Here is a 20,524-nt window from a genome sequence, read left to right as displayed (position 1 = left end):
CGGTGGCCACCGGCCGCCGCCCGCTGGCATGCTGACCGCGTGGACCGACCCCAGATCTGGCTCGACTTCGCCCCGGAGCTGCACCTCTTCGTCTCCGCGCCCCGCCGGGCCGGCCGCTCCTCGCTGCGCACCGACGGCACCTCGACGCTCGGCCACCTCGTGGAGTCCCTCGGGGTCCCGCTCACCGAGGTCGGCGCGCTGCTGGTGGACGGCCGCCCGGTGCCGGACGCGCACGTCCCGGCCGACGGCGAACAGGTGACGGTGGAGGCCGTCGCCAGGCCGCAGCCCTCCGCCGTCCCGCCGCGCTTCCTGCTCGACGTCCACCTCGGCACCCTCACCCGGCGCCTGCGGCTGCTCGGTGTCGACGCCGCCTACGAGAACCCGGACATCGGCGACGCCGCGCTCGCCGCCCGCTCCGCCGCCGAGCAGCGCATCCTGCTCTCGCGCGACCGCGGCCTGCTGCGCCGCCGCGAACTGTGGGCCGGCGCCTACGTCTACAGCCACCGCCCGGCCGAGCAGCTGCGCGACGTGCTCTCCCGCTTCGCGCCGCCGCTCGCCCCGTGGACCCGCTGCACCACCTGCAACGGCACGCTGCGCGACGCCGACAAGACCTCTGTGCTGGAGCAGCTCCGGGACGGCACCGAGCGCTCCTACGACGCCTTCGCCCAGTGCGTCGACTGCGGACAGGCCTACTGGCGCGGCGCCCACCACGCCCGGCTGGACGCGATCGTCGGCGACGCCCTGCGCGAGTTCGGCACGCCCGCGGGCGGCTGAGACCGGCCCGATCGGACGGTCCTTCGCGGCCTCGGCCGCCGGCCGCCGCGGGGTGGTGCCCGTTCCGGGGGCCGTGGTCTCATCGGTGGTGGGTGCGGGGCGAGGTGCTCCACCAGGCGAGAGGGGCCGGGCCGATGAGCGGTCAGCCGGTGCGTGAGCCGTTCGGGACGGCGGACGTCGGAGACGTCCCGCTGGTGACCGCCCCGGACGGGGCCGTGGTCCGGCCGCTGCTGGTGCTCGACGGGGGCGGCAGCCTCGCGGAGTTCGAGCTCACCCCCGGGCAGGTCACCCGCGCGGTCTCGCACGCGACGGTGCAGGAGCTGTGGCAGGTCACCGCCGGCGCCGGACGGCTCTGGCGGCGCCAGGACGGGCGGGAGGAGACCGTGCGGCTCGCACCCGGCACGGCGGTCTCGATACCGCTGGGCACCGCGTTCCAGTTCCGGGCCGACGAGGACGCGCCCGGGCCGCTGCGGATCGTCGCCGTCACCATGCCGCCGTGGCCCGGGACGGACGACGAGGCGCGGCCCGAGGACGGCCCCTGGGAGCCGACCGCCGGCTGAGCGGGGCGGGCTGAGCGGGCGCCGCACCTGCGCGCCGGGCCGCCGATCCGCGGGATCCGGCGCGCCGACCGGGTGCCCGGCGGGTGGCGTCGGCGGAGAATCTCCCCAGGAGCCAGGAGGAGGCCGTGGTGGAGTTCGAGGTGATGATCGAGATCCCGCAGGGGTCCCGGAACAAGTACGTGATGGACTTCGTCGCGGGCCGGATCCGCCTCGACCGCACCCTGTTCACCGCCACCCGATACCCCGCCGACTACGGCTACGTCGAGGGCACCCTCGGCGGCGACGGCGAGCCGCTGGACGCCCTGGTGCTGGGCGGCGAACCGGCCGTGCCGGGATGCGTCCTGACCTGCCGGGCCGTCGGCATGTGGGTGATGCGCGACGAGCGGGGGCCGGACCAGAAGGTGCTCTGCGTCCCGGCCCGCGACCCGCGCTACGCGGAGCTGCGCGACATCGGGGACCTGCGGGAGTTCGACCTGCTGGAGATCACCCACTTCTTCCAGGTCTACAAGGACCTGGAGCGCGGCAAGTCGGTGGAGGGCTCGCACTGGGCGGACCGCTCCGCCGCGTACGCCGAGATCGCCGAGTCCCGCGCCCGCGCCGCCGGCACCCGCTGGGCCCACCCGGCCTGACCCGGACCCGGTGGGGGCGGGCAGGCCGGGTGGGGTGGGTCAGAGGTGGGCGGCGTGCAGGATGGCGCGGACCTGGCCGGAGATGGCGGCTTCGTTGCGCTCGAACTCCGGGCTGGTGAGGCGGTCCCGGTCGGCGGGCAGGCCGGTGAGCACGGGGGTGTGGAGGTGGCCGCCGGGCAGGTCGGGGGCGAGGTCCAGACGCAGCCGGTTGGAGCGGTAGGCGACCTCGTTGGAGAGGTACCCGCCGCCGCCTCCGGCGACCGCGCGGGAGCCGGGGGTCGGTCCGTCCTCGCGGTCGACGGGTGAGGCACCGCCCTCGGGGATCTCGGTGACGGAGGTGTTGAGGAGGACGGGGTAGGGCTGCTGGGCGGCCGTCATGGTGTCGGTCGGCAGGGTGGTGCGGATGAACTCGGGCCCGTCGCCGAGCCCCGGGGCGGTGGCCGGGTGTTCGCGGGTGCCGCCGGACAGGGTGCCGGTGTTGTCGGTGGCGGGGTCGGCGGAGCGGGCGCGCCCGGCCCAGGCCTCCAGGGTGAAGAGGCCCGGGTAGCCCTGGCTGATGCTGGTGATCAGGTCGGCGGCCTGTCGGCCGGGTGTCAGGTGGGGGCCGAAGGCGCGCTCGACGATGCCTTCGTCGAAGTCGCCGTAGCGGACCGGGAGGACGACGGCGCGGATCTCGGCGGTGCTGCCGTCGGCGAGGGTGATCCGCCGGCCGTGCAGTTCCAGGACGGCCGCGCCGGAGGGGTTGGCGCGGCGCGGCTCGGTGTCCAGGCCGAACGGGTCGAAGCCGCTGACGAAGATCCGCCGGACGCCGGGCCGACCGCTGAAGCCGTCGTCGAGGCCCCGGGAGGCGTCCTCGAAGCGGGCCCGGAGTCCGGCCCGGTCGATCTCGAACCCGGGCTGCCACTGGGCGAGTTGGACGGTCATGGCGAGCCTGGTCCAGTACAGCGGGCGGTCGTCGCGGGCGGGCAGTTCGCCGTGCGCCCGCCGGCCCTGGGAGCGGTCCACCCCGGCCTGCCACAGGGCCTGGCCCCAGGCGTCGACCAGCTGTTCGGCCTGCTCGGCGTCCCCGGCGGTGCACAGTGCGGCGGGGAAGCGGTGGACGAAGGAGTCCAGGCCGGAGCGCTCGGTGAAGGCCGCGGTCCGCGGGTCCCGCAGTCGGGCCTGTTCGGTGTCCACGGGGGCCGTGGTGACGGTCGGGCAGCCGGCCTGGTCGGCCCGGGCGGTGGCGGGGGCCAGCAGGGCGGCGAGCGTGCCGACGAGGGTGGCGGCCAGGGTGGTGGCGCGACGGAGAGATGTCATGCCACCGACAATAGGTGGGGGGTCGACGGCCCGCCAGGGCGCCTCCGGCGGGGTTCCGGGCGCCGCCGGAGGGGTCCGCGAAGGGCCGCGGACGGGTGGGAACCGCCGCGGACGGGCGGGAACCGCCGCGAGTTCTACAGCGTTGTCGTAGTCGAACGGAAGAACAGCGGTAGATCGGACGGTTGTGGAGGAAGTCCCATGAGTGTGGCCCTGACGAAGGGCGGCAACGTCTCCCTGGGGAAGCAGGCCCCCGGGCTGCGGACCGTACGGATCGGCCTCGGCTGGACGGCCGGCGCCGGGTACGACCTGGACGCCAGCGCCCTGCTCTGCGGCCCCTCCGGGAAGGTCGTCTCCGACCGGCACTTCGTCTTCTTCAACAACCTGCAGAGCCCGGACGGCGCGGTCCGCCACCAGGGCGGCACCGGCGACGGCACGGGTGGCGACCGGGAGCGGATCGAGGTCCGGCTCGCGGACGTCGACGCCGGGGTCGAGCGGATCGTCGTCGCCGTCGCGATCTACGACGCGGCGCAGCGGCGGCAGAGCTTCGGTCAGGTCCGCGGCGCGTACGTGCGGATCGCCGACCCGGACGGCGGCGCCGAGCTGGCCAGGTACGAGGTCGCGCCCGAGGCCGGCAGCGAGACCGCGATGGTGTTCGGGGAGCTCTACCGCAACGGTGCGGACTGGAAGTTCCGGGCCGTCGGGCAGGGGTACGCGGCGGGCCTCGCCGGCATCGCCGCGGACTTCGGCGTGGACGTCCTGCAGCCCGCTCCCGCAGCGCCGGCCGCCCCCGCTCCGGCGGCCTCCGTGCCGGCCGTCCCCCCGCCACCGCCGGCGCCGCCCGCGCTGCCCGCCGCCGCGCCGCTCGCCCCCGTGACCCAGTCGACCGCAGGGAGTCTCCCCGTGACCTGTTTCTTCGATCCCTCGCACGGCCCCGGTTCCGCGGTGGTGTCGTGGTCGCCGCAGTGGGGCGTGCCGCGCCCGGTCGAGGCCTGCGCTGCCTGCGCCCAGCGGGTGCAGACCACCGTGCCGCCGTTCTACACCCCGCCGCAGGCCGGCTACCCGCAGCCGGTCCAGCAGGGCTACCCGCAGGTGCCCGCTCAGGCCCAGGGGCAACCGGCCCAGGGCGGGCGGCGGTTCGGGACGGGCGCGATGATCGGTGCGGGCGCGGCGGGCCTGGTCGGCGGCGTGCTCCTCAACGAGGCGTTGAGCGACGACGGCCCGGAGGTGGTCGTGAACAACTACTACGAGGATGACGAGGGGTTCTTCTAGACCGGCCCGGTCCGGTCCGGGGCCCACTCCCGACGGCCGCACGGCGCACCCGCGCCGTGCGGCCGTCGGCGTCCCGGGGGGAGCCTTCTCCGACGGCGCTGCTCCGGCGCTGGTGCTCAGGCGTCCTGGCGCCGGTGGGCGCCGGCCCGGGCGGCGGCCTCGGCGGCGGCCGCGGCGCGGTCGGCGGCGCGCTCGTCGAGCGCGTCGGCGGTGGTCAGCATCCGGTAGTAGAGCGGTGCGGAGACGGCCCGGATCACCTCGGACTCGTCGGTGTCCGTGGGGAGTTCGCCGCGTTCGACGGCCTCGGTGACGCACGGCGCCCACTCCTCGACCCGGCGTCGGTAGAACAGCCGGAGCGCCTCGGCGGCCTCCGCGTCGCAGGCCGCGGCGACGATCACCGCCCGGAACAGGGCGCCCTGCCGGGGGTCGGCCAGGGTGCGCTGGACGAGCCGGGCGTTGGCCCGGAGGTCCTCGGCGAGGGAGCCGCTGCGGGAGCGCGGCAGCGACTGCTCGGCCATGTCGGCCAGCAGGTCGGCGACCAGGGCGCTGGTGGTGCCCCAGCGGCGGTAGACGGTGGTGCGGCCGACCTCGGCCCGCTGGGCGACGTCGCCGAGGTCGAGGCCGCCGAAGCCGCGTTCGACCAGGGCGTCCTCGGCGGCCCGCAGGACGGCGGCGCGGACCCGGGCGGTGCGGCCGCCGGGGCGGACCGTCCCGGGGGTGGGGGAGTCGTGGTTCTCGACGGCCATTAACGGGATTCCTGTTCCATTAGTTCGGGTCGGCCTGCTAGGGTCGAACCATCCTAACGGCATGGGAGTCCCGTTAAGGGCTTTCGAGGGGAGAACCGTCATGACCTCCGCCACCGGCACCGCGATGGAGTACCGCAGGCTCGGCAACTCCGGCCTCAAGGTCCCCGCGCTCAGCCTCGGCACCGGCACCTTCGGCGGCCGCGGGCCGCTGTTCGGCGCCTGGGGCACCACCGACGTCCAGGAGGCCCGGCGCCTGCTCGACATCGCCGTCGACGCCGGCGTCACCCTCTTCGACACCGCCGACGTCTACTCCGACGGCGCCTCCGAGGAGGTCCTCGGCCGCGCCGTCCGCGGCCGCCGCGACCAGGTGCTCATCTCCACCAAGGCCGGCCTGCCGCTGGGCGACGGGCCGAACGACGCCGGCACCTCCAGGGTCCGCCTCACCAGGGCCGTCGACGCCGCGCTGCGCCGCCTCGACACCGACTACCTGGACCTCTTCCAGCTGCACGCCTACGACGCCGGCACCCCGGTCGAGGAGGTGCTGGCCACCCTGGAGGACCTGGTCCGGGCCGGCAAGATCCGCTACACCGGCGTCTCCAACTTCTCCGGCTGGCAGCTGATGAAGTCCCTGGCCGCCGCCGACCGCCACGGCCGCCCCCGCTACGCGGCCCACCAGGTCTACTACTCCCTGGTCGGCCGCGACTACGAGTGGGAACTGATGCCGCTGGCCCGCGAGGAGGGCGTCGGCGCCCTGGTCTGGAGCCCGCTGGGCTGGGGCCGCCTCACCGGCCGGATCCGGCGCGGCCGGCCCCTGCCGGCCGGCAGCCGCCTGCACGACACCGCCGACTACGGCCCGCCGGTCGAGGACGAGCTGCTGTACCGGGTGGTCGACGCGCTCGACGAGGTCGCCCAGGAGACCGGCCGCAGCATCCCGCAGGTCGCGATCAACTGGCTGCTGCGCCGTCCGACCGTCTCCTCCGTCATCATCGGTGCCCGCAACGAGGAGCAGCTGCGGCAGAACCTCGGCGCGGTCGGCTGGGCGCTGACCGAGGAGCAGGCCGCCCGACTGGACGCCGCGAGCGACCGCACCGCGCCCTACCCGTACTTCCCGTACCACCGTCAGGAGGCCTTCGCCCGGCTGAACCCGCCGCTGGCGGGCTGACCCGATGTGTTGTCGGTGCGGCTGATCGGGGGCCTGCGAGTGCGTGCGACCGCGGTGGACTGGTCCGCCCGGCCGGTCGCGTCAGCCGTCCGCCCCGTCAGTCCCGGTGGCCTCGACGTCCTCGTTCGCCGGGGACGAGGTCCGCCGGGGCCGGCCGCGGCCGGCGACCGGAGCCCGCCCGCCGCCGGTGTGACGGTCATGGGGACCGCCTGTGTGACTCAGGTGTGCCTCAGCTGACCCTACGGGGCGGTACTCCCGGGCGCCCGGTCACCGCCGGACGGCGGGCGCGGAGCGCGGGTCCACCGCAGGACGCGGTCGAGGAGGAGGGCGCCGCCGGCCAGCCAGGCCGCGGCGAGGAGCCAGCCGCCGAGCACGTCGAGGGGCCAGTGGACGCCCAGGTAGACGCGGCTGAGGCCGATCGCGGCCGCGAACACCGCCGCGCAGGCCACCGCCCACCGCGCCAGGCCGGGCCGGGCCCGGGCGACCGCCAGCGCGAGCAGCCCGGCGCACACCGCCGAGGTGAACGTGTGCCCCGAGGGGAAGGAGAAGCCCGACGCGGAGACCGCCCGGTAGCCGGCGGGCGGGCGGGGGCGGCCGAAGCCGTGCATCAGGCCCTGGCGCACCAGCTGCCCGAGGGCCAGCCACAGCAGCGGCGCCAGTGCCAGCGCGACGGCGCGCCGCCGCTCCCTCGGCCGGGGCACCGCGCCGAGGAGCACGGCACCGGCCGCGAGCGCCATGACGTACGGGGCGACGCCGGTGCCGAACCACGTCACCGCGACGGCCGCCTCCCGGGTCGCGGCCGGTCGGTGGGCGGCGCTGCGGGCGAGCGCCCAGGTCTCGAACCCGAACGGGGCCCACCCACGGGTCGCCAGCCCGACGGCGAGCACGACGAACAGACCGGCCGCCACCGCGGCGGTGGTGCGGGCGCGGCGCGGGCTCGGCCGGCTCATGAGGCGGCCTCCTGGCGCAGCGGCCCCCGCACGCCGGGGCGGGCCGTCACCGGGTGCCCGCCTTCCGGCGCGAGCGCATCAGCTCCAGCCCGAGCGGCAGCAGCGACACCACGACCACCGCGGCGACCACCGGCAGCAGGTAGTGGTCGACGTTCGGCACGGAGGAGCCGAGCGCGTAGCCGGCGAGGACCAGGCCGAACGTCCAGACCAGGCCGCCGACGACCTGCCAGAGGGTGAAGGTCCGGGCGTCGACGCCGAGCGCGCCCGCCAGCGGGTTGAGGACGGTGCGCACCACCGGGACGAAGCGGGCCAGGACGACGGCTTTGGCGTGCCCGTAGCGCTGCAGGATCTCCTCGGCCCGCGCCGCCCCGTCGTGCAGGCGCTTGTTGCGGGAGCGGGTGAGCAGCGTCCGGCCGCCGCGGCGCCCCAGCAGGTAGCCGACCTGGGCCCCGGTCAGGGCACCGACCGCGGCGGCGGCGAGCACCTGGGCGAGGTCCAGGTGCGGTCCGCCGTGGGCGCTCGTGGTGCAGAGCAGGCCCGCCGTGAAGAGCAGCGAGTCGCCCGGCAGGAAGAAGCCGACCAGCAGGCCGGTCTCCGCGAACAGCACCACGGCGATCCCCAGCGCGCCGAACGCGCCGAGCAGCGATCCGGCGTCCAGCGGGTTGACGGCCAGCGGGTTGACGGCCAGCAGGCCCGACGACAGGTTCACCATGATCTGCTTCCCTCCTCGGGGAGCGGGTTCGGTCGGCTACGGCCGGAGGGCCGTGGTCGCGTCAGGCCAGGGCCCGGGGGGTGCGCCGCTCGGTGGTCGCCAGCCACGCCACGGCCACCACGATGACGGCGGCGAGGGCCAGGCTCACCGGCCCGGTGCCCAGGTCCAGGCCGCCGCGCTCCCGGCTGACCCCGGCCCAGTCGGCGAAGCAGGCGCCCAGCGGGCGGGTGAGCACGTAGGCCCACCAGAACGTGAGCACCGGCGAGAGGCCGGACAGCCGGTGCGCGAGCGCCGGCACGGCGATCAGTGCGGCGAACAGCAGCCCGGAGGGCAGGTAGCCCCAGCCCAGGGTGGCGGCGGTCAGGTCACCGACGGCGGTGCCGAGCGCGAACGTGGCCATCACCGCGCACCAGTAGAAGACCTCGCGCCGGCCGCCGGCGACGGTCTCCACCGCGAGCGTGCCCTCGGTGCGGCGCCACAGGGCGAACACCAGGGCGAGGGCGCCGGCGAACGCCACCGTGGAGACGGCGTACGGCACGCCCAGGGCGACGTGCGCGACGTCGGCGGCCATGGTCCCGAAGACGCTCACCATGACGACCGCGGCCCAGTACACGACGGGGACGTAGCGGCGGGTGCGGGCCTGTGCGAACAGCGCGGCGGCCAGCAGCAGCGCCGCCGAGCCGACCGCCGGCACCGGGCCCAGGACGCGGGCCAGGTAGTCGGAGGTGGTCTCGCCCATGCCGGTGGTGAGGATCTTGACGGCCCAGAACACGGCGGTGACCTGCGGGACCTTGCTCCAGGCGGGCCCTGCGGAGAGGTCCTGGCGTCGGTGGGTCCGCTGGGGGGTAGTCGTGGCGCCCACGAGGACGGCGCTCCTTCCATGATGCGCGGCGCGGGCCGCGCCGACGAGACGAGGGGGTCGGCCGCCGATCCTCGACGGGCCCGGGGCCTTTCCCGGGCGGTACCGCCAGCATGTCCGGGTGTTGCTGAAGATCGGCTGAAGACCTGAAGACGCCTTCAGCTTCCGGTCGGGGGACCTGCCACCCTGGTGGGTATGCGCGTACTGGTGGTGGAGGACGAACGCCGGCTGGCCCAGACGGTCCAGCTCGGACTGACCGCGGAGGGGTTCACCGTGGACGTGGCCCACGACGGGCTGTCCGGCCTGGCCAGGGCCATGGACCACGCCTACGACGTGATCGTCCTCGACATCATGCTGCCCGGCCTCAACGGCTACCGGGTCTGCTCACGGCTGCGGGCCGCCGGCAGCGACGTCGGCATCCTGATGCTCACCGCCAAGGACGGCGAGTGGGACGAGGCCGAGGCGCTCGACACCGGTGCCGACGACTACCTGTCCAAGCCCTTCTCCTTCGTCGTCCTCACCGCACGGCTCCGGGCGCTCGCCCGCCGGATCGGCAGCCGGGCGCCCCGGCGCACCGTCCTGGGCGACCTCGTCGTCGACTCCGCCGCCCGCACCTGCTCCCGGGGCGGTGCCGCCGTCGCGCTGACGCCGCGCGAGTTCGCCGTGCTGGACCACCTCGCCCGCCGGGCCGGTGAGGTCGTGTCGAAGCGGGAGATCCTGGACGCGGTGTGGGACACCGCCCTCGACAGTGACCCCAACACCGTCGAGGTCCACGTCAGCGCCCTCCGCCGCAAGATCGACGCGCCCTTCGGCCGGGCCGCGGTGCAGACCGTCCGCGGCGCCGGCTACCGCCTGGCGTCCGACGGCGGCTGACCGGCTGACGGCGGCTGACCGGCTCGGGGCCGTGCCGGGCCGGGGGAGCGGGGCTCAGCCCCGGGTGACCGGCAGACGGGCGCGGAAGGTGGTGCCGTCCGGCGCGTCCTGGACGGTGAGGGTGCCGCCGTGGATGGTGGCGATGTCACGGGCGATGGACAGGCCCAGACCGCTGCCGCCGTCGTCGCGGCTGCGGGCCTCGTCGAGGCGGGTGAACCGTTCGAAGATCCGCTCCCGGTCGGCCGGATCGATCGGGGTGCCGTCGTTGGCCACGTCGAGGACGGCCTGCCCGCCGGTGTCGTCCCCGGACAGCCGGACGGTGACGTGCCGGCGGGCGTGGCGCTGGGCGTTGTCGAGGAGGTTGGTCAGCAGCCGTCCGAGCCACAGCGGGTTGCCGGTGACGGTGATCCCCTCCTGGGCGTGCAGGTCGACGGGGTGGGGCTGCGGGCCGCGGCCCGCCACGGTGGCGCGGACGAGTTCGGTGAGGTCGACCTGTTCGTGCGGGCGGTCGCTGCCGGTGGCGTCGAGGCGGGCGAGGAGCAGCAGGTCGGTGGCGAGGGACTGGAGGCGTTCGGTGTCCTCCAGGGCTCCGGCGACGAGACCGGTGCGCACCTGGGGGTCGGGGTGGGTGAGGGCGATCTCCAGCTGGGCGCGCAGGCCGGTGAGGGGGCTGCGCAGTTCGTGGGAGGCGTCGGCGATGAACCGGCGCTGGCGGGTGCCGGCGGTCTCCAGGCGGTCGAGCATGGCGTTCATCGTGCCGGCGAGGCGGGCGATCTCGTCGTCGCTGCGGGGTTCGGGCACCCGCCGGTCGAGGTCGCGGTCGCCGATGGCGGCGACCTCGGCGCGGATCGCCTCCACCGGGCGCAGCGCACGGCCGGTCGCGCGCCAGGTGAGGGTGGCGACGGTGACCAGCAGGACGGCGCTGAGGCCGGCCAGTGCGGCGGTGGTGAGGTCCTCCGCGGTGTCGGCGGTGCGCAGGGAGGCGCCGACGCGGATGGTGACGGGGCCGGCGGGGGTGTCGGCGGTGAGGGTGGTGACGCGCTGGTGGTGCTCGTCGCCGAGGGCGCGCAGGTCGTAGCTGGTGTGGCCGTCCTCGGTCGTGGTGGGGGTGAGGGCGGGGTGTCCGGTGAGGTTCTGGCTCGCGGCGACGACCTTCCCCGCCGCGTCGGTGACCTGGATGAAGTCGGTGCCGTGGTCGAGGGGGAGCGGTGTGGCGAGGTGGCCGTCGGCGGCGAGCCGGGCGACGGCCTGGGCCTGTTCGCGGGCGCCCGTCTCGACGGTGCGCTCCAGGTTGGCGCGCAGCAGCAGGAGGACGGCGGCGGACGCGGCGAGCATGACGACGGCCACGCTGGCGCAGGCGGCGAGGGTGGTGCGGGTGCGGACGGACCGCGGTGCGAGGCGAGCGACCAGGGGAGCGACGCGGGGGTGCCCGGCGAGCCGGTGCAGTGCGGCCGTGGCGCGGCGGCGGCCCGCCCGGGGAGCGGAAGGGCGGGTCCGGTCAGCCACCTGCGGCCACCCCGCGGAAGCCGGCCCCGCCCCGGGGCCCTGCCGGCCGCCCGTCGTTCTCCACCAGTACGCGCATGCCCCCAGGGTGGCAGGTCGCCGGGCCGGGCGGCTGAAGGTGCCTTCAGGTCTTCAGCGTTCCTTCAGCAACGCCGCCGGTGCCGCCCGTGGCGTCGCCCGTGTCGTCCTCGCCCTCCCAGCGCAGCAGGTCGCCCGGCTGGCACTCGAGCACCTCGCAGAGCGCGGCGAGGGTGGCGAACCGCACCGCCTTGGCCCGGCCGTTCTTGAGGACCGCGAGGTTGGCGGGGGTGATGCCCACGCGGTCCGCGAGCTCGCCCACGGACATCTTGCGCCTGGCCAGCATCACGTCGATGTCGACGGCGATTGGCATCAGATCACCTCGTCCAGCTCGGCCTGCAGCTGGGTGGCCTCGACGTCGCGCGCGACGGCCTGGGCGAGCAGCATCCGCAGCACCAGCACGATGAGCGCGACGCCCAGGATGGCCAGGCCGATGCCGCCCATGATGACGGTGACCCCCGGGTCCTCGCGCTGGCCGGGCGCGTTGACGGCGGTGACCGAGAACCAGACGAGGGAGGCCGCCACGATGGCGCCGATCACGCCGTCCACGTACCGGAAGGCGGCCGGGGAGAACACCGTCCCGCGCCGGACCATCGCCACGAGCCGCCACACGCAGACCAGGGCGACCTGGGCCGACGCCAGCCCCAGGATCGTCAGCAGGCGCATCGCGGTCAGCGGCAGCGTCCCGTCCTCCGGGTCGGTGGCCAGCGCCCACAGCAGCCCGGCCTGTACGAGCACGGTGCCGGCGAGCACCACCAGGAGTACGGCGCGCAGCGCGCGCACGGTCAGATTTCCCACGGTCATCCCTCCATCGAATGACGATGGGAATCTATCGAATCTCGATAGGCGGGGCAAGGTGTCGGGGAGCGCCGGGAACGGTGGAGGGCTCCGCGGCTCCCGGCGTGCCACCCCGACGGACCAGTCGGCCGCCCGGTAATACGGTTGCCCCGCCGACCGGGGTGCGGCAAGGTCCGCACCATGCTTGAACTGCGAGTACTCTCCTCCGACGACTGGCCGCTCTGGCGCGAGCTGCGCCTGGCCGCCCTCACCGAGGCGCCGTACGCCTTCGGGTCCGTGCTCGCCGACTGGCAGGGCGACGGGGACCGCGAGGCCCGCTGGCGATCCCGGCTGGAGATCCCCGGCGCCCTCGACCTGGTGGCCGTCCTGGACGGCACCCCGGTCGCGATGGCCAGCGGCGTGCCCGCCGACGGGGACGCCGCGGCCGCCGAGCTGATCTCGATGTGGGTCGGCCCGGCCGCCCGTGGCCGCGGGGTGGCCGGCGAGCTGATCGACGGGATCGCCCGCTGGGCCGCCGAGCAGGGCCGCACCACCCTGAAGCTGGCCGTGATGCCCGACAACGACGCCGCGATCGCCCTCTACCGCCGGCACGGCTTCGCCGACACCGACGAACCCGGCGACCTCCTCGACGACGGGCTGCGCCGCGAGCTGGTGCTGGCGAAGCGGCTCGAGGAGGCGTAGCTCCCGCCTGGCGGGGCCCACCCGGCGTAGCTCCTGCCCGGCGCGGCCCACCCGGCGCGGCCCACCCGGCGGGTCACGTCCGGACGGGCCCCGCGGTCACTCCACCCCGGCCCTCGCCCGCGCCTTGGCCTTGGCGTGGGCCGGGAGCCCGTTGGCGAGGTCCTCGACCAGCAGGCGCCAGGCGACGGCGTCCGCGGCGGTGCGCAGCTGCGGGCTGCGGGGGCGGCCGGCGTCGGCGTCCAGCCGGGCGTTGAGCCAGTCCGACCAGGCGCGGGCGAGGGCGCGGACCTCGCGGGTGCCGGCCTCCGTGTGGGTGAAGCGGTCGCCGTCGCGCGTCAGGTAGCCCTCGACGGTCATCCGGTCGAAGACCGGCTCCAGTACCTCGGGCGGCACGCGCTTGCGGGCGGCGATCAGGCCCAGCGAGGCCTCGCCGAGCGCCTTGTCGTGCCCGGCGACCTCCATCAGCGCCCAGGCGCCGGCGAGGTCGACCGGGGTGTCGGCGTCGGTGACGATCGAGCGGACGGTGTCCAGGTCGACGCCGCGGACGATCTTGCAGACCGCCAGTTCCAGGTGCGGGTCGGGGTCGCTGCTGTTCGGCTGGGCGAAGCCCTCGCCGAGGTCGGTCGAGCCGGCCCGGGCGGTGTCGCGCAGCGGCACCTGCTTGAGGAACAGCGCCACCACGAAGCCGATCAGCGCGACCGGCACCGTCCACAGGAAGACGGTGTGCAGGGCGTCCGCGTACGCCTGGACGATCGGCGCCGCCTGCGCGGGCGGCAGCCGGTGCAGCCCCTGCGGGCTCTCCGCGGCGCGGGCCAGCAGCGCCGGGTCGGCGCCGGTGAGCCGAGCGGACACGGCCACGCCCCTGGCCAGTTCGGTGCTGAGGCTGTTGGCGTAGATGGTGCCGAACACGGCGGTGCCGAAGGAACTGCCGATGGTGCGGAAGAAGGTGACCCCGGAGGTGGCGGTGCCGAGGTCCGCGTAGTCGACGGTGTTCTGCACGGCGATGGTGAGCACCTGCATGCTCAGCCCGATGCCGACGCCGAGGACGAACATGTAGAAGGAGGCCAGCGCGGTGCCCGTGCCCGGTTCCAGGCGGGAGAGCAGGTAGAGGCCGACGGCCATCACCAGGGTGCCGGCGATCGGGAACATCCGGTACCTGCCGGTCTTGCTGACGACGTTGCCGCTGGCGACCGAGGCGATCAGCAGGCCGATCACCATCGGCAGCATCCGCACGCCGGAGACGGTCGCCGAGTCGCCGTCGACGTACTGCAGGAACGTCGGCAGGAAGGTCAGTGCGCCGAGCATGGCGAAGCCGACGATGAAGCTGAGCACCGAGCAGACCGCGAACACCGGGTTGCGGAACAGCCGCATCGGCAGCATCGGTTGGACGGCCCGGGTCTCCGCCCGGCAGAACAGGCCGAGTGCCAGGACGCCGCCGGCGAACAGGGCGATGATCACCGGCGAGCCCCAGGCGTACTGGTTGCCGCCCCAACTGGTCGCCAGGATCAGGGCGCTGGCGCCGACCGAGACCAGGGCGATGCCCAGGTAGTCGATGACCGGCCGCACCGCCGAGCGGACCGCCGGAATGGTCCGGGCAGCCGCGATCACCACGACGACGGCGATCGGCACGTTGACGTAGAACGCCCAGCGCCAGGACAGGTGGTCGGTGAACAGCCCGCCCAGCAGCGGGCCGATCACCGTGGCCACGCCGAACACCGCGCCGATCGCGCCCTGGTACTTGCCGCGCTCGCGCAGCGGGATGACGTCGGCGATCAGCGCCATGGCGGTGACCATCAGGCCGCCCGCGCCGACGCCCTGGAGCGCCCGCCAGGCGATCAGCAGCGTCATGTCGGTCGCCAGGCCGCACAGGAACGAGCCGGTGATGAAGACGATCGCGGACACCTGGAACAGCAGCTTGCGCCCGTACAGGTCGCCGAACTTCCCGGCCAGGACGGTCGCCACCGTCTCCGCCATCAGGTAGGAGGTCACCACCCAGGACATGTGGGCGGCACCGCCGAGGTCGGCCACGATGGTGGGCAGCGCGGTGCCGACGATGGTCTGGTCGAGGGCGGCCAGCAGCATGCCCAGCACGATGGTGCCGAAGACGACGTTCCGCTGCCGGACGTCCAGCACCGGTGGGGCGGCGGGCGGGGTTTCGGTCGCGGCGTTCATGCCCTCAGCCTCGGGCCCGGCCGCGGGCCGCCGCGATCCGGCTCGCCCGTCCGGGTGAGCGGGGACGGGCCGCGTGGCGCGGTGGGGTGGTCCGGGCGACGATGGCCGGGCAGCGCCCGTCCGTCGACCGGAGCCGACCGGGGCCCGTACGAGGACGCCCCGGACACCGGGAAGAGGCTCCCATGACCGCCCACCCCTCCCGCAGCGCGGTGGACCCCCCGCCGCCCGGCGCGTCCGGCGTCGGCGGGCCGGCCGCCGCGCGGCGCTGGCGGGCGCTCGCGGTCTGCCTGGTCGCCGGGTTCATGACGCTGCTGGACGTCAGCATCGTCAACGTCGCGCTGCCGACCGTCCGGGCCGGGCTGCACATGTCGGAGAGCGGGCTGCAGTGGGTGCTGAGCGGCTACGCGCTGGCCTTCGGCCTGGTGCTGGTCCCGGCCGGGCGGCTCGGGGACGCGCGCAGCAGACGGGCCGTCTTCCTCACCGGGCTGGCCCTGTTCACCCTGGCCAGTGCCCTGGCGGGGGCGGCCCGGAGCCAGGAGTGGCTGGTGCTGGCCAGGTTGTTCCAGGGCGCGGCCGGCGGGGTGCTCGTCCCGCAGGTCTCCGGCTTCATCCAGACGCTGTTCCAGGGGGCCGAGCGCGGCCGGGCCTTCGGCGCGCTCGGCGCGACCATCGGCCTGTCCACCGCCGTCGGCCCGCTGCTGGGCGGCCTGCTGATCCACCTGTTCGGGCCTCAGGACGGCTGGCGCTGGGTGTTCCTGGTGAACCTGCCGATCGGGGTGGCGGCCCTGCCGCTCGCCCGCCGGCTGCTCCCGCCGCCCGCGCCGGCCGCCGAGCGGGCCGGGCACCGCGACTTCGACCCGGTCGGGGTGCTGCTGCTCGGTGCCGGCACGGTGGCGCTGCTGCTGCCGTTCGTCCAGGAGCAGCAGTGGCACAGCGCGGCGCGCTGGCTGCTGCTGCCGCTGGCGGCCGCGCTGCTCGGCGCCTTCGTCGGCTGGGAGCGGTACTACGCGCGGCGGCGGGAGCCGCTGGTCAACATGGCGCTGTTCGCGGTGCGCCCGTACGCGGCGGGCGTGGCGCTGTCGCTGGTGTACTTCGCCGGGTTCACCGCCATCTTCTTCATCTTCACGCTGTACCTGCAGGCGGGCCTGCACTACTCGGCGCTGTCGGCCGGTCTGGCGATCACCCCGTTCGCACTCGGCTCGGCCGGTGCGGCGGCGGTGGGCGGGCGGCTGGTCGCCCGGCTGGGGCGGCGGCTGGTGGTGGCCGGGCTGCTGCTGGTGCTGTGCGGTCTGGTGGCCTCGGCGGGGGCGGTGCGGCTCTGGTCGGGGGCGGCGACGGGCTGGGCGACGGCGCTGCCGCTGCTGGTGGCGGGGGCGGGCAGCGGGCTGGTGATCGCGCCGAACCAGACGCTGACCCTCCAACGGGTGCCGGTGGCCCGGGCGGGCAGCGCGGGCGGGGTGCTGCAGACCGCCCAGCGGGTGGGTTCGGCGGTCGGCATCGCGATCGTCGGTTCGGTGTTCTTCGCCCACGCCCGCGGCCGGCACCCGGACTGGGCGCTGGCCTTCCAACTGGGCGTGGCGGTGGCGGCGGGCCTGGTGCTGGTGGCCCTGGTGGTGGCGGTGGCGGACGTCGCGGCCGGTGACACCCCGTAGGGCGGGTCCCGCTCAGTGGTCGCGGCGCCGGATGACGAGGACGGCGAGCAGCAGCGAGGCGAGCGCCCAGAGCGCGAGGGCGGTCCAGGAGCCGGCCACGGTGGCCGGGTGGTCGGAGGGCCTCGCGTGGGCCAGGCTGAGGGTGGCCAGCCGGCGCCAGGCGGTGAACGGCAGGGCGTGCGAGACGTCGGCCGTCCACCGGTAGGTGTCGGTGAAGAGGGAGGGCAGGAAGAAGAGCACCAGGATCGTGCCGACCACGCTCGCGGCGCTGTGCCGGACGAGCACGCCGACGGCCAGCCCGACGAGGGCGCAGACCATTGCGAGCAGCACCGCCGCGGCGAGGAAGCGCAGGGCGCCCGGGTCGGCGACCGACAGGCCGATGCCCCGGTCGGACAGCAACGCCTGGTCGACGCCGAAGGCGGTGCCGACGGCGGCGGCGGCCCAGGCGAACAGGACGCCGGTGAGCACCAGGGCCTTGGCGAGCAGCAGGGCGCACCGGTCGGGGACGGCGGCCAGACTGGTGCGGATCCGTCCGCTGGCGTACTCGCCGGCCAGGACGAGGGCGCCGAGGCCGCCCGCCACGAGCAGCACCACGTCGGCGCCGACCATGCTGAACGAGCTGTCGAGCGCGACCTGTCGCATGGTGTCCGGCCGGCCGGTGCCGGGGACGTAGTGGTCGAGGGTGTCGCGGGCGTTCCGGACGGCGGTGGCGACGATCACCGCGGCGCCGAGGAGCAGCACCGCCGGTGTCGAGCGCAGCGACCAGAAGGTGATCCACTCCGCGGCGAGCAGGTCGCGGAAGCGGGCGCGCGGCTCGGCGGCGTCACCCGGGACGGACGCGGCGCGGGCGGGGGCGGTCATCGGGTCCCTCCGGAGGGGTGGTCGAGGCTGTCGGCGGTCAGTTCCATGAACGCCTCCTCCAGGGAGGCGGTCCGGGCGGTCAGGCCCTGCAGCGGGAGGCCCGCGGCCAGCGCGAGTTCGCCGATCCGGCCGGCGTCCAGGCCGGTCACGGCGAGCGAACCGCCCTGGCCCGGGAGGGCGGTGGCGCCCGCGGCCCGCAACACGGCGGCCAGCCGGCCGGGTTCGGCCGTCCGGACGGTGACGCCGGCCCGGCCGGCCCGGGCCGCGAACTCGCCGAGGCCCTCGTCGGCGATCAGCCGGCCGCGGCCGATCACCACCAGGTGGTCGGCGGTGTGCTCCATCTCGGCCATCATGTGGCTGGAGACGAAGACCGTCCGCCCCTCGGCGGCCAGCCGCCGGAACAGGCCGCGGACCCAGCGCACGCCCTCCGGGTCCAGGCCGTTGAGCGGTTCGTCGAAGAGCAGCACCGGCGGGTCGCCGAGCAGGGCGGCGGCGATGCCGAGCCGTTGTCGCATGCCGAGCGAGTACCCGCCGATCCGGCGCCCGGCGGCCGTGCCGAGCCCGACCTCGGCGAGCACCCGCTCGACCCGGTCGAACGGGACGGCGTTGCCGCGGGCCAGCGCCCGCAGGTGGGAGCGGCCGGTGCGCCCGCCGTGGACGTCGCCCGCGTCGAGCAGCGCGCCTACGTGGCGCAGTCCGCGCGGCCGGGAGCGGAAGGGGCGCCCCCCGACGGTGGCGGTGCCGCCGGTGGGTTCCTGGAGGCCGAGCACCATCCGCAGGGTGGTGGACTTGCCGGCTCCGTTCGGGCCGAGGAAGCCGGTGACGCGGCCGGGGCGGACGGTGAAGGAGAGGCGGTCGACGGCGGTGGTGGCGCCGTAGCGCTTGGTCAACCCGGTGACTTCGATCATGGGGTCCACGGTGCCCGGGCGGGCCGGGCCGCCGCATCCGTCCTGGGAGGACACCGGGCGGCGGCGGGTGTCCTCCCAGGCCTTACGACCACGGTCCGATGACGGCTCCTCAGCTCGTCGATACGATCTTCGGATGCTCCCTTCACCCGCTCCGCCGCTGCTCCGGCGCATCCCGCCCGAGGCCTGGGTCGGGCTCGCCTGGTGCGTGGCCGCGGCCTACCCGGCCGTCCTGCTCGGCGGCTCCGCCCGCTACCACGGCGGCGCCGCCGCGCACGGCGGGCTGGCCTTCACCCTGGCCGACACCGCGGTGGCCTTCACCGGCGCCGCGCTGGTGCGCCGGCTGCCGGTGCTCTCGGTCGCGCTGCTGCTCGTCGCCGCCTACACCGAGACCGACGGCTGGGCCGCGAACACCCAGGTGCCCCCGGCCGCACTGCTGGCCGTCTACACGGCGCTCGGCGTGATCACCGCGACCCGGCCGCGCCGCAGCTCCCGCGCCGCGTTCGCGCTGGTGGCGGCCTTCCTGGTGCTGCACATCGGCCTGGTGAACGGCGCCACCGTGGGCATCTTCACCGGGACCCACCTCGGCTCCGCGGACGGCGCCGCCCTGCTCGCCCTACTGGCCTGGCTCGTCGGCCGCTCGCTGCGGCAGGGCCGGGAACACGCCCGGGCGTTGAGCGCCCGGGCGGCCGCCGAGGCGGTCACCGCCGAGCGGCTGCGGATCGCCCGCGAGATGCACGACACCGTCGCGCACACCATCGGCATCGTCGCCCTGCAGGCGGGCGCCGCCCGCCGGGTCATCGACAGCCGGCCGGAGCGGGCCCGGCAGGCGCTGGGCGAGATCGAGGCCGCCGGCCGGGAGACCCTGGCGGGGCTGCGCCGGATGCTCGTCGCCCTGCGGCAGGCGGACGGCGGAGCCCCGGACGTGCTGCCGCAGGGCCTGGCCGACCTCGACCGGCTGGCCGGGGCGACCACCGCGGCCGGTGTCCGGGTGGAGGTCCGGCGCCGGGGTGAGCAGGGGCCGCTGCCGCCGGAGATCGACCTCTCGGCCTACCGGATCATCCAGGAGTCGGTGACCAACGTGCTGCGGCACGCGGACGTCCGCGACTGCGTGGTCTCCGTCGACCGCAGGACGGCGGGCGAGGTGTCCGTGGAGATCACCGACCGGGGCCGGGGCCGGGGCGGCGGCGCCGACCGGGGTGCCGGCTTCGGTCTGGCCGGGCTGCGTGAGCGGGTCGCCCTGCTGCACGGCGAGTTCACCGCCGGCCCGCTCTCCGGGGGCGGCTTCCGGGTCGCCGCGCGGCTGCCGATCCCGGTGGGGGTGGACGGATGATCCGGGTCCTGCTGGTCGACGACCAGCCGCTGGTGCGGGCCGCGCTGGAGATGGTCATCGCGGAGACCGCCGACGTCGAGGTGGTCGGCGAGGCCGGCACCGGCGCGGAGGCCGTCCGGCTGGCCGCCGAACTGCGCCCGGACGTGGTGGTGATGGACCTGCGGATGCCCGGCATGGACGGCATCGAGGCCACCCGCCGGGTGACGGCCGGCGGCGGGCCCGGCCGGGTGCTGGTGCTGACCACCTTCGACGACGACGACCACGTGTACGGGGCGCTGCGCGCCGGGGCGTCCGGCTTCCTGGTGAAGGACATGGCGCTGGACGACATCCTCGCCGCCGTCCGGGTGGTGGCCGCCGGGGACGCCCTGATCGCGCCGAGCGTCACCCGCCGGCTGATCTCCTCCTTCGCGAGCCGGGCCCCGGATCCCGCCGCGGCAGCCGGCGCCTCCGGTCCGGCTGCGGCGGGCGTGGCGGGCGTGTCGGCCGTGGCGGCCCGGCGGCTGGAGGCGATCACCGGCCGGGAGCGGGAGATCCTCACCCTGGTCGGCCGGGGCCTGTCCAACCCGGAGATCGCCGCCGAACTGGTCCTCAGCACGGCCACGGTGAAGACCTACATGAGCCGGCTGCTGGCCAAGCTGGACGCCCGCGACCGGGTGCAGCTGGTCATCCTCGCCTACGAGGCGGGCCTGGTGTCCGTCCCGGGGTGAC

The 20,524-nt window shown here is 75.7% G+C and carries 21 protein-coding genes; 10 read left to right on the top strand and 11 right to left on the bottom strand.

Annotated elements, in window-relative coordinates; genetic code table 11:
* The first annotated feature begins 39 nt into the window (after positions 1–39).
* The 3 genes from AB0N04_RS17430 to AB0N04_RS17420 all read left to right on the top strand — a co-directional run bounded on the left by AB0N04_RS17430 (position 40) and on the right by AB0N04_RS17420 (position 1,963).
* Positions 40–774: a Mut7-C RNAse domain-containing protein gene (locus tag AB0N04_RS17430; RefSeq protein ID WP_360209702.1), complete on the top strand. Its 735-nt coding sequence runs from the start codon at positions 40–42 to the stop codon at positions 772–774.
* 134 nt (positions 775–908) lie between these two features.
* Entirely contained in the window at positions 909–1,334 is a 426-nt protein-coding gene (locus AB0N04_RS17425; protein ID WP_360209704.1) for a hypothetical protein, read from the top strand.
* Between the two features lie 128 nt (positions 1,335–1,462).
* Positions 1,463–1,963 carry an inorganic diphosphatase gene (locus AB0N04_RS17420; RefSeq protein WP_360209782.1) on the top strand — a complete coding sequence of 167 codons (501 nt, stop codon included), beginning with the start codon at positions 1,463–1,465 and terminating at the stop codon, positions 1,961–1,963.
* A gap of 39 nt (positions 1,964–2,002) precedes the next feature.
* Here the strand turns inward: AB0N04_RS17420 and AB0N04_RS17415 are convergent, their stop codons facing one another.
* Positions 2,003–3,262 (bottom strand): pyroglutamyl peptidase, encoded by a 1,260-nt coding sequence (locus AB0N04_RS17415; protein ID WP_360209706.1) that lies wholly within the window; start codon positions 3,260–3,262, stop codon positions 2,003–2,005.
* Positions 3,263–3,460: 198 nt separating this feature from the next.
* Here AB0N04_RS17415 and AB0N04_RS17410 point away from each other — a divergent pair, with 198 nt between their 5' ends.
* Complete coding sequence (locus AB0N04_RS17410) at positions 3,461–4,531, top strand: TerD family protein (RefSeq protein ID WP_360209708.1); 1,071 nt, start codon at positions 3,461–3,463, stop codon at positions 4,529–4,531.
* Between the two features lie 116 nt (positions 4,532–4,647).
* Here AB0N04_RS17410 and AB0N04_RS17405 read toward each other — a convergent pair whose 3' ends face one another.
* Positions 4,648–5,277, bottom strand: a complete 630-nt coding sequence (locus AB0N04_RS17405; RefSeq protein ID WP_360209710.1) for a TetR/AcrR family transcriptional regulator — start codon at positions 5,275–5,277, stop codon at positions 4,648–4,650.
* A 124-nt stretch (positions 5,278–5,401) separates the two neighbouring features.
* Between AB0N04_RS17405 and AB0N04_RS17400 the strand changes: the two genes are divergently transcribed.
* A complete protein-coding gene (locus tag AB0N04_RS17400) occupies positions 5,402–6,439 on the top strand; it encodes an aldo/keto reductase (RefSeq protein ID WP_360209784.1) in 1,038 nt (345 codons plus the stop codon).
* A gap of 239 nt (positions 6,440–6,678) precedes the next feature.
* On the opposite strand, the gene AB0N04_RS17395 is transcribed toward AB0N04_RS17400, so the two are convergent.
* From AB0N04_RS17395 to AB0N04_RS17385, 3 genes are all read right to left on the bottom strand, one after another.
* Positions 6,679–7,389, bottom strand: coding sequence for a phosphatase PAP2 family protein (locus tag AB0N04_RS17395; protein ID WP_360209712.1), 711 nt, complete (start codon positions 7,387–7,389; stop codon positions 6,679–6,681).
* Positions 7,390–7,435: 46 nt separating this feature from the next.
* The gene (locus AB0N04_RS17390) at positions 7,436–8,101 is read right to left on the bottom strand and encodes a DedA family protein (RefSeq protein ID WP_360209714.1); all 666 of its coding nucleotides are present in this window, start codon (positions 8,099–8,101) and stop codon (positions 7,436–7,438) included.
* Between the two features lie 61 nt (positions 8,102–8,162).
* Positions 8,163–8,963: a hypothetical protein gene (locus AB0N04_RS17385; RefSeq protein ID WP_360209716.1), complete on the bottom strand. Its 801-nt coding sequence runs from the start codon at positions 8,961–8,963 to the stop codon at positions 8,163–8,165.
* Positions 8,964–9,155: 192 nt separating this feature from the next.
* Here AB0N04_RS17385 and AB0N04_RS17380 point away from each other — a divergent pair, with 192 nt between their 5' ends.
* Positions 9,156–9,833 (top strand): response regulator transcription factor, encoded by a 678-nt coding sequence (locus AB0N04_RS17380; protein WP_360209718.1) that lies wholly within the window; start codon positions 9,156–9,158, stop codon positions 9,831–9,833.
* Between the two features lie 54 nt (positions 9,834–9,887).
* On the opposite strand, the gene AB0N04_RS17375 is transcribed toward AB0N04_RS17380, so the two are convergent.
* The 3 genes from AB0N04_RS17375 to AB0N04_RS17365 all read right to left on the bottom strand — a co-directional run bounded on the left by AB0N04_RS17375 (position 9,888) and on the right by AB0N04_RS17365 (position 12,212).
* Positions 9,888–11,339 carry an ATP-binding protein gene (locus AB0N04_RS17375; protein ID WP_360209720.1) on the bottom strand — a complete coding sequence of 484 codons (1,452 nt, stop codon included), beginning with the start codon at positions 11,337–11,339 and terminating at the stop codon, positions 9,888–9,890.
* Between the two features lie 121 nt (positions 11,340–11,460).
* A complete protein-coding gene (locus AB0N04_RS17370; RefSeq protein WP_360209722.1) occupies positions 11,461–11,727 on the bottom strand; it encodes a helix-turn-helix transcriptional regulator in 267 nt (88 codons plus the stop codon).
* Positions 11,727–12,212, bottom strand: a complete 486-nt coding sequence (locus AB0N04_RS17365; protein ID WP_360209724.1) for a DUF2975 domain-containing protein — start codon at positions 12,210–12,212, stop codon at positions 11,727–11,729. The genes AB0N04_RS17370 and AB0N04_RS17365 overlap by 1 nt, the downstream gene beginning before the upstream one ends.
* A gap of 180 nt (positions 12,213–12,392) precedes the next feature.
* Here AB0N04_RS17365 and AB0N04_RS17360 point away from each other — a divergent pair, with 180 nt between their 5' ends.
* A complete protein-coding gene (locus AB0N04_RS17360; protein WP_360209726.1) occupies positions 12,393–12,893 on the top strand; it encodes a GNAT family N-acetyltransferase in 501 nt (166 codons plus the stop codon).
* A gap of 96 nt (positions 12,894–12,989) precedes the next feature.
* On the opposite strand, the gene AB0N04_RS17355 is transcribed toward AB0N04_RS17360, so the two are convergent.
* Complete coding sequence (locus AB0N04_RS17355) at positions 12,990–15,065, bottom strand: MDR family MFS transporter (RefSeq protein ID WP_360209728.1); 2,076 nt, start codon at positions 15,063–15,065, stop codon at positions 12,990–12,992.
* A 182-nt stretch (positions 15,066–15,247) separates the two neighbouring features.
* Here AB0N04_RS17355 and AB0N04_RS17350 point away from each other — a divergent pair, with 182 nt between their 5' ends.
* Positions 15,248–16,717, top strand: coding sequence for an MFS transporter (locus AB0N04_RS17350; RefSeq protein WP_360209730.1), 1,470 nt, complete (start codon positions 15,248–15,250; stop codon positions 16,715–16,717).
* Between the two features lie 12 nt (positions 16,718–16,729).
* Here AB0N04_RS17350 and AB0N04_RS17345 read toward each other — a convergent pair whose 3' ends face one another.
* Together AB0N04_RS17345 and AB0N04_RS17340 are read right to left on the bottom strand one after the other, a co-directional pair.
* The gene (locus tag AB0N04_RS17345; RefSeq protein ID WP_360209732.1) at positions 16,730–17,578 is read right to left on the bottom strand and encodes an ABC transporter permease; all 849 of its coding nucleotides are present in this window, start codon (positions 17,576–17,578) and stop codon (positions 16,730–16,732) included.
* A complete protein-coding gene (locus tag AB0N04_RS17340; RefSeq protein WP_360209734.1) occupies positions 17,575–18,486 on the bottom strand; it encodes an ATP-binding cassette domain-containing protein in 912 nt (303 codons plus the stop codon). Before AB0N04_RS17340 ends, AB0N04_RS17345 begins: the two co-directional genes overlap by 4 nt.
* A 133-nt stretch (positions 18,487–18,619) precedes the next feature.
* On the opposite strand from AB0N04_RS17340, the gene AB0N04_RS17335 reads away from it, so the two are divergent.
* Entirely contained in the window at positions 18,620–19,816 is a 1,197-nt protein-coding gene (locus tag AB0N04_RS17335) for a histidine kinase (RefSeq protein ID WP_360209736.1), read from the top strand.
* On the top strand, positions 19,813–20,523 hold the full coding sequence (locus AB0N04_RS17330) for a response regulator transcription factor (protein ID WP_360209738.1): 711 nt from the start codon (positions 19,813–19,815) through the stop codon (positions 20,521–20,523). The genes AB0N04_RS17335 and AB0N04_RS17330 overlap by 4 nt, the downstream gene beginning before the upstream one ends.
* The last annotated feature ends 1 nt before the right edge of the window (position 20,524 follow it).

The sequence above is a fragment of the Kitasatospora sp. NPDC051702 genome (assembly GCF_040681575.1).
In the GTDB taxonomy this organism is placed as follows: Bacteria; Actinomycetota; Actinomycetes; order Streptomycetales; family Streptomycetaceae; genus Kitasatospora.
This window is presented reverse-complemented; position numbering and strand designations above follow the sequence as displayed.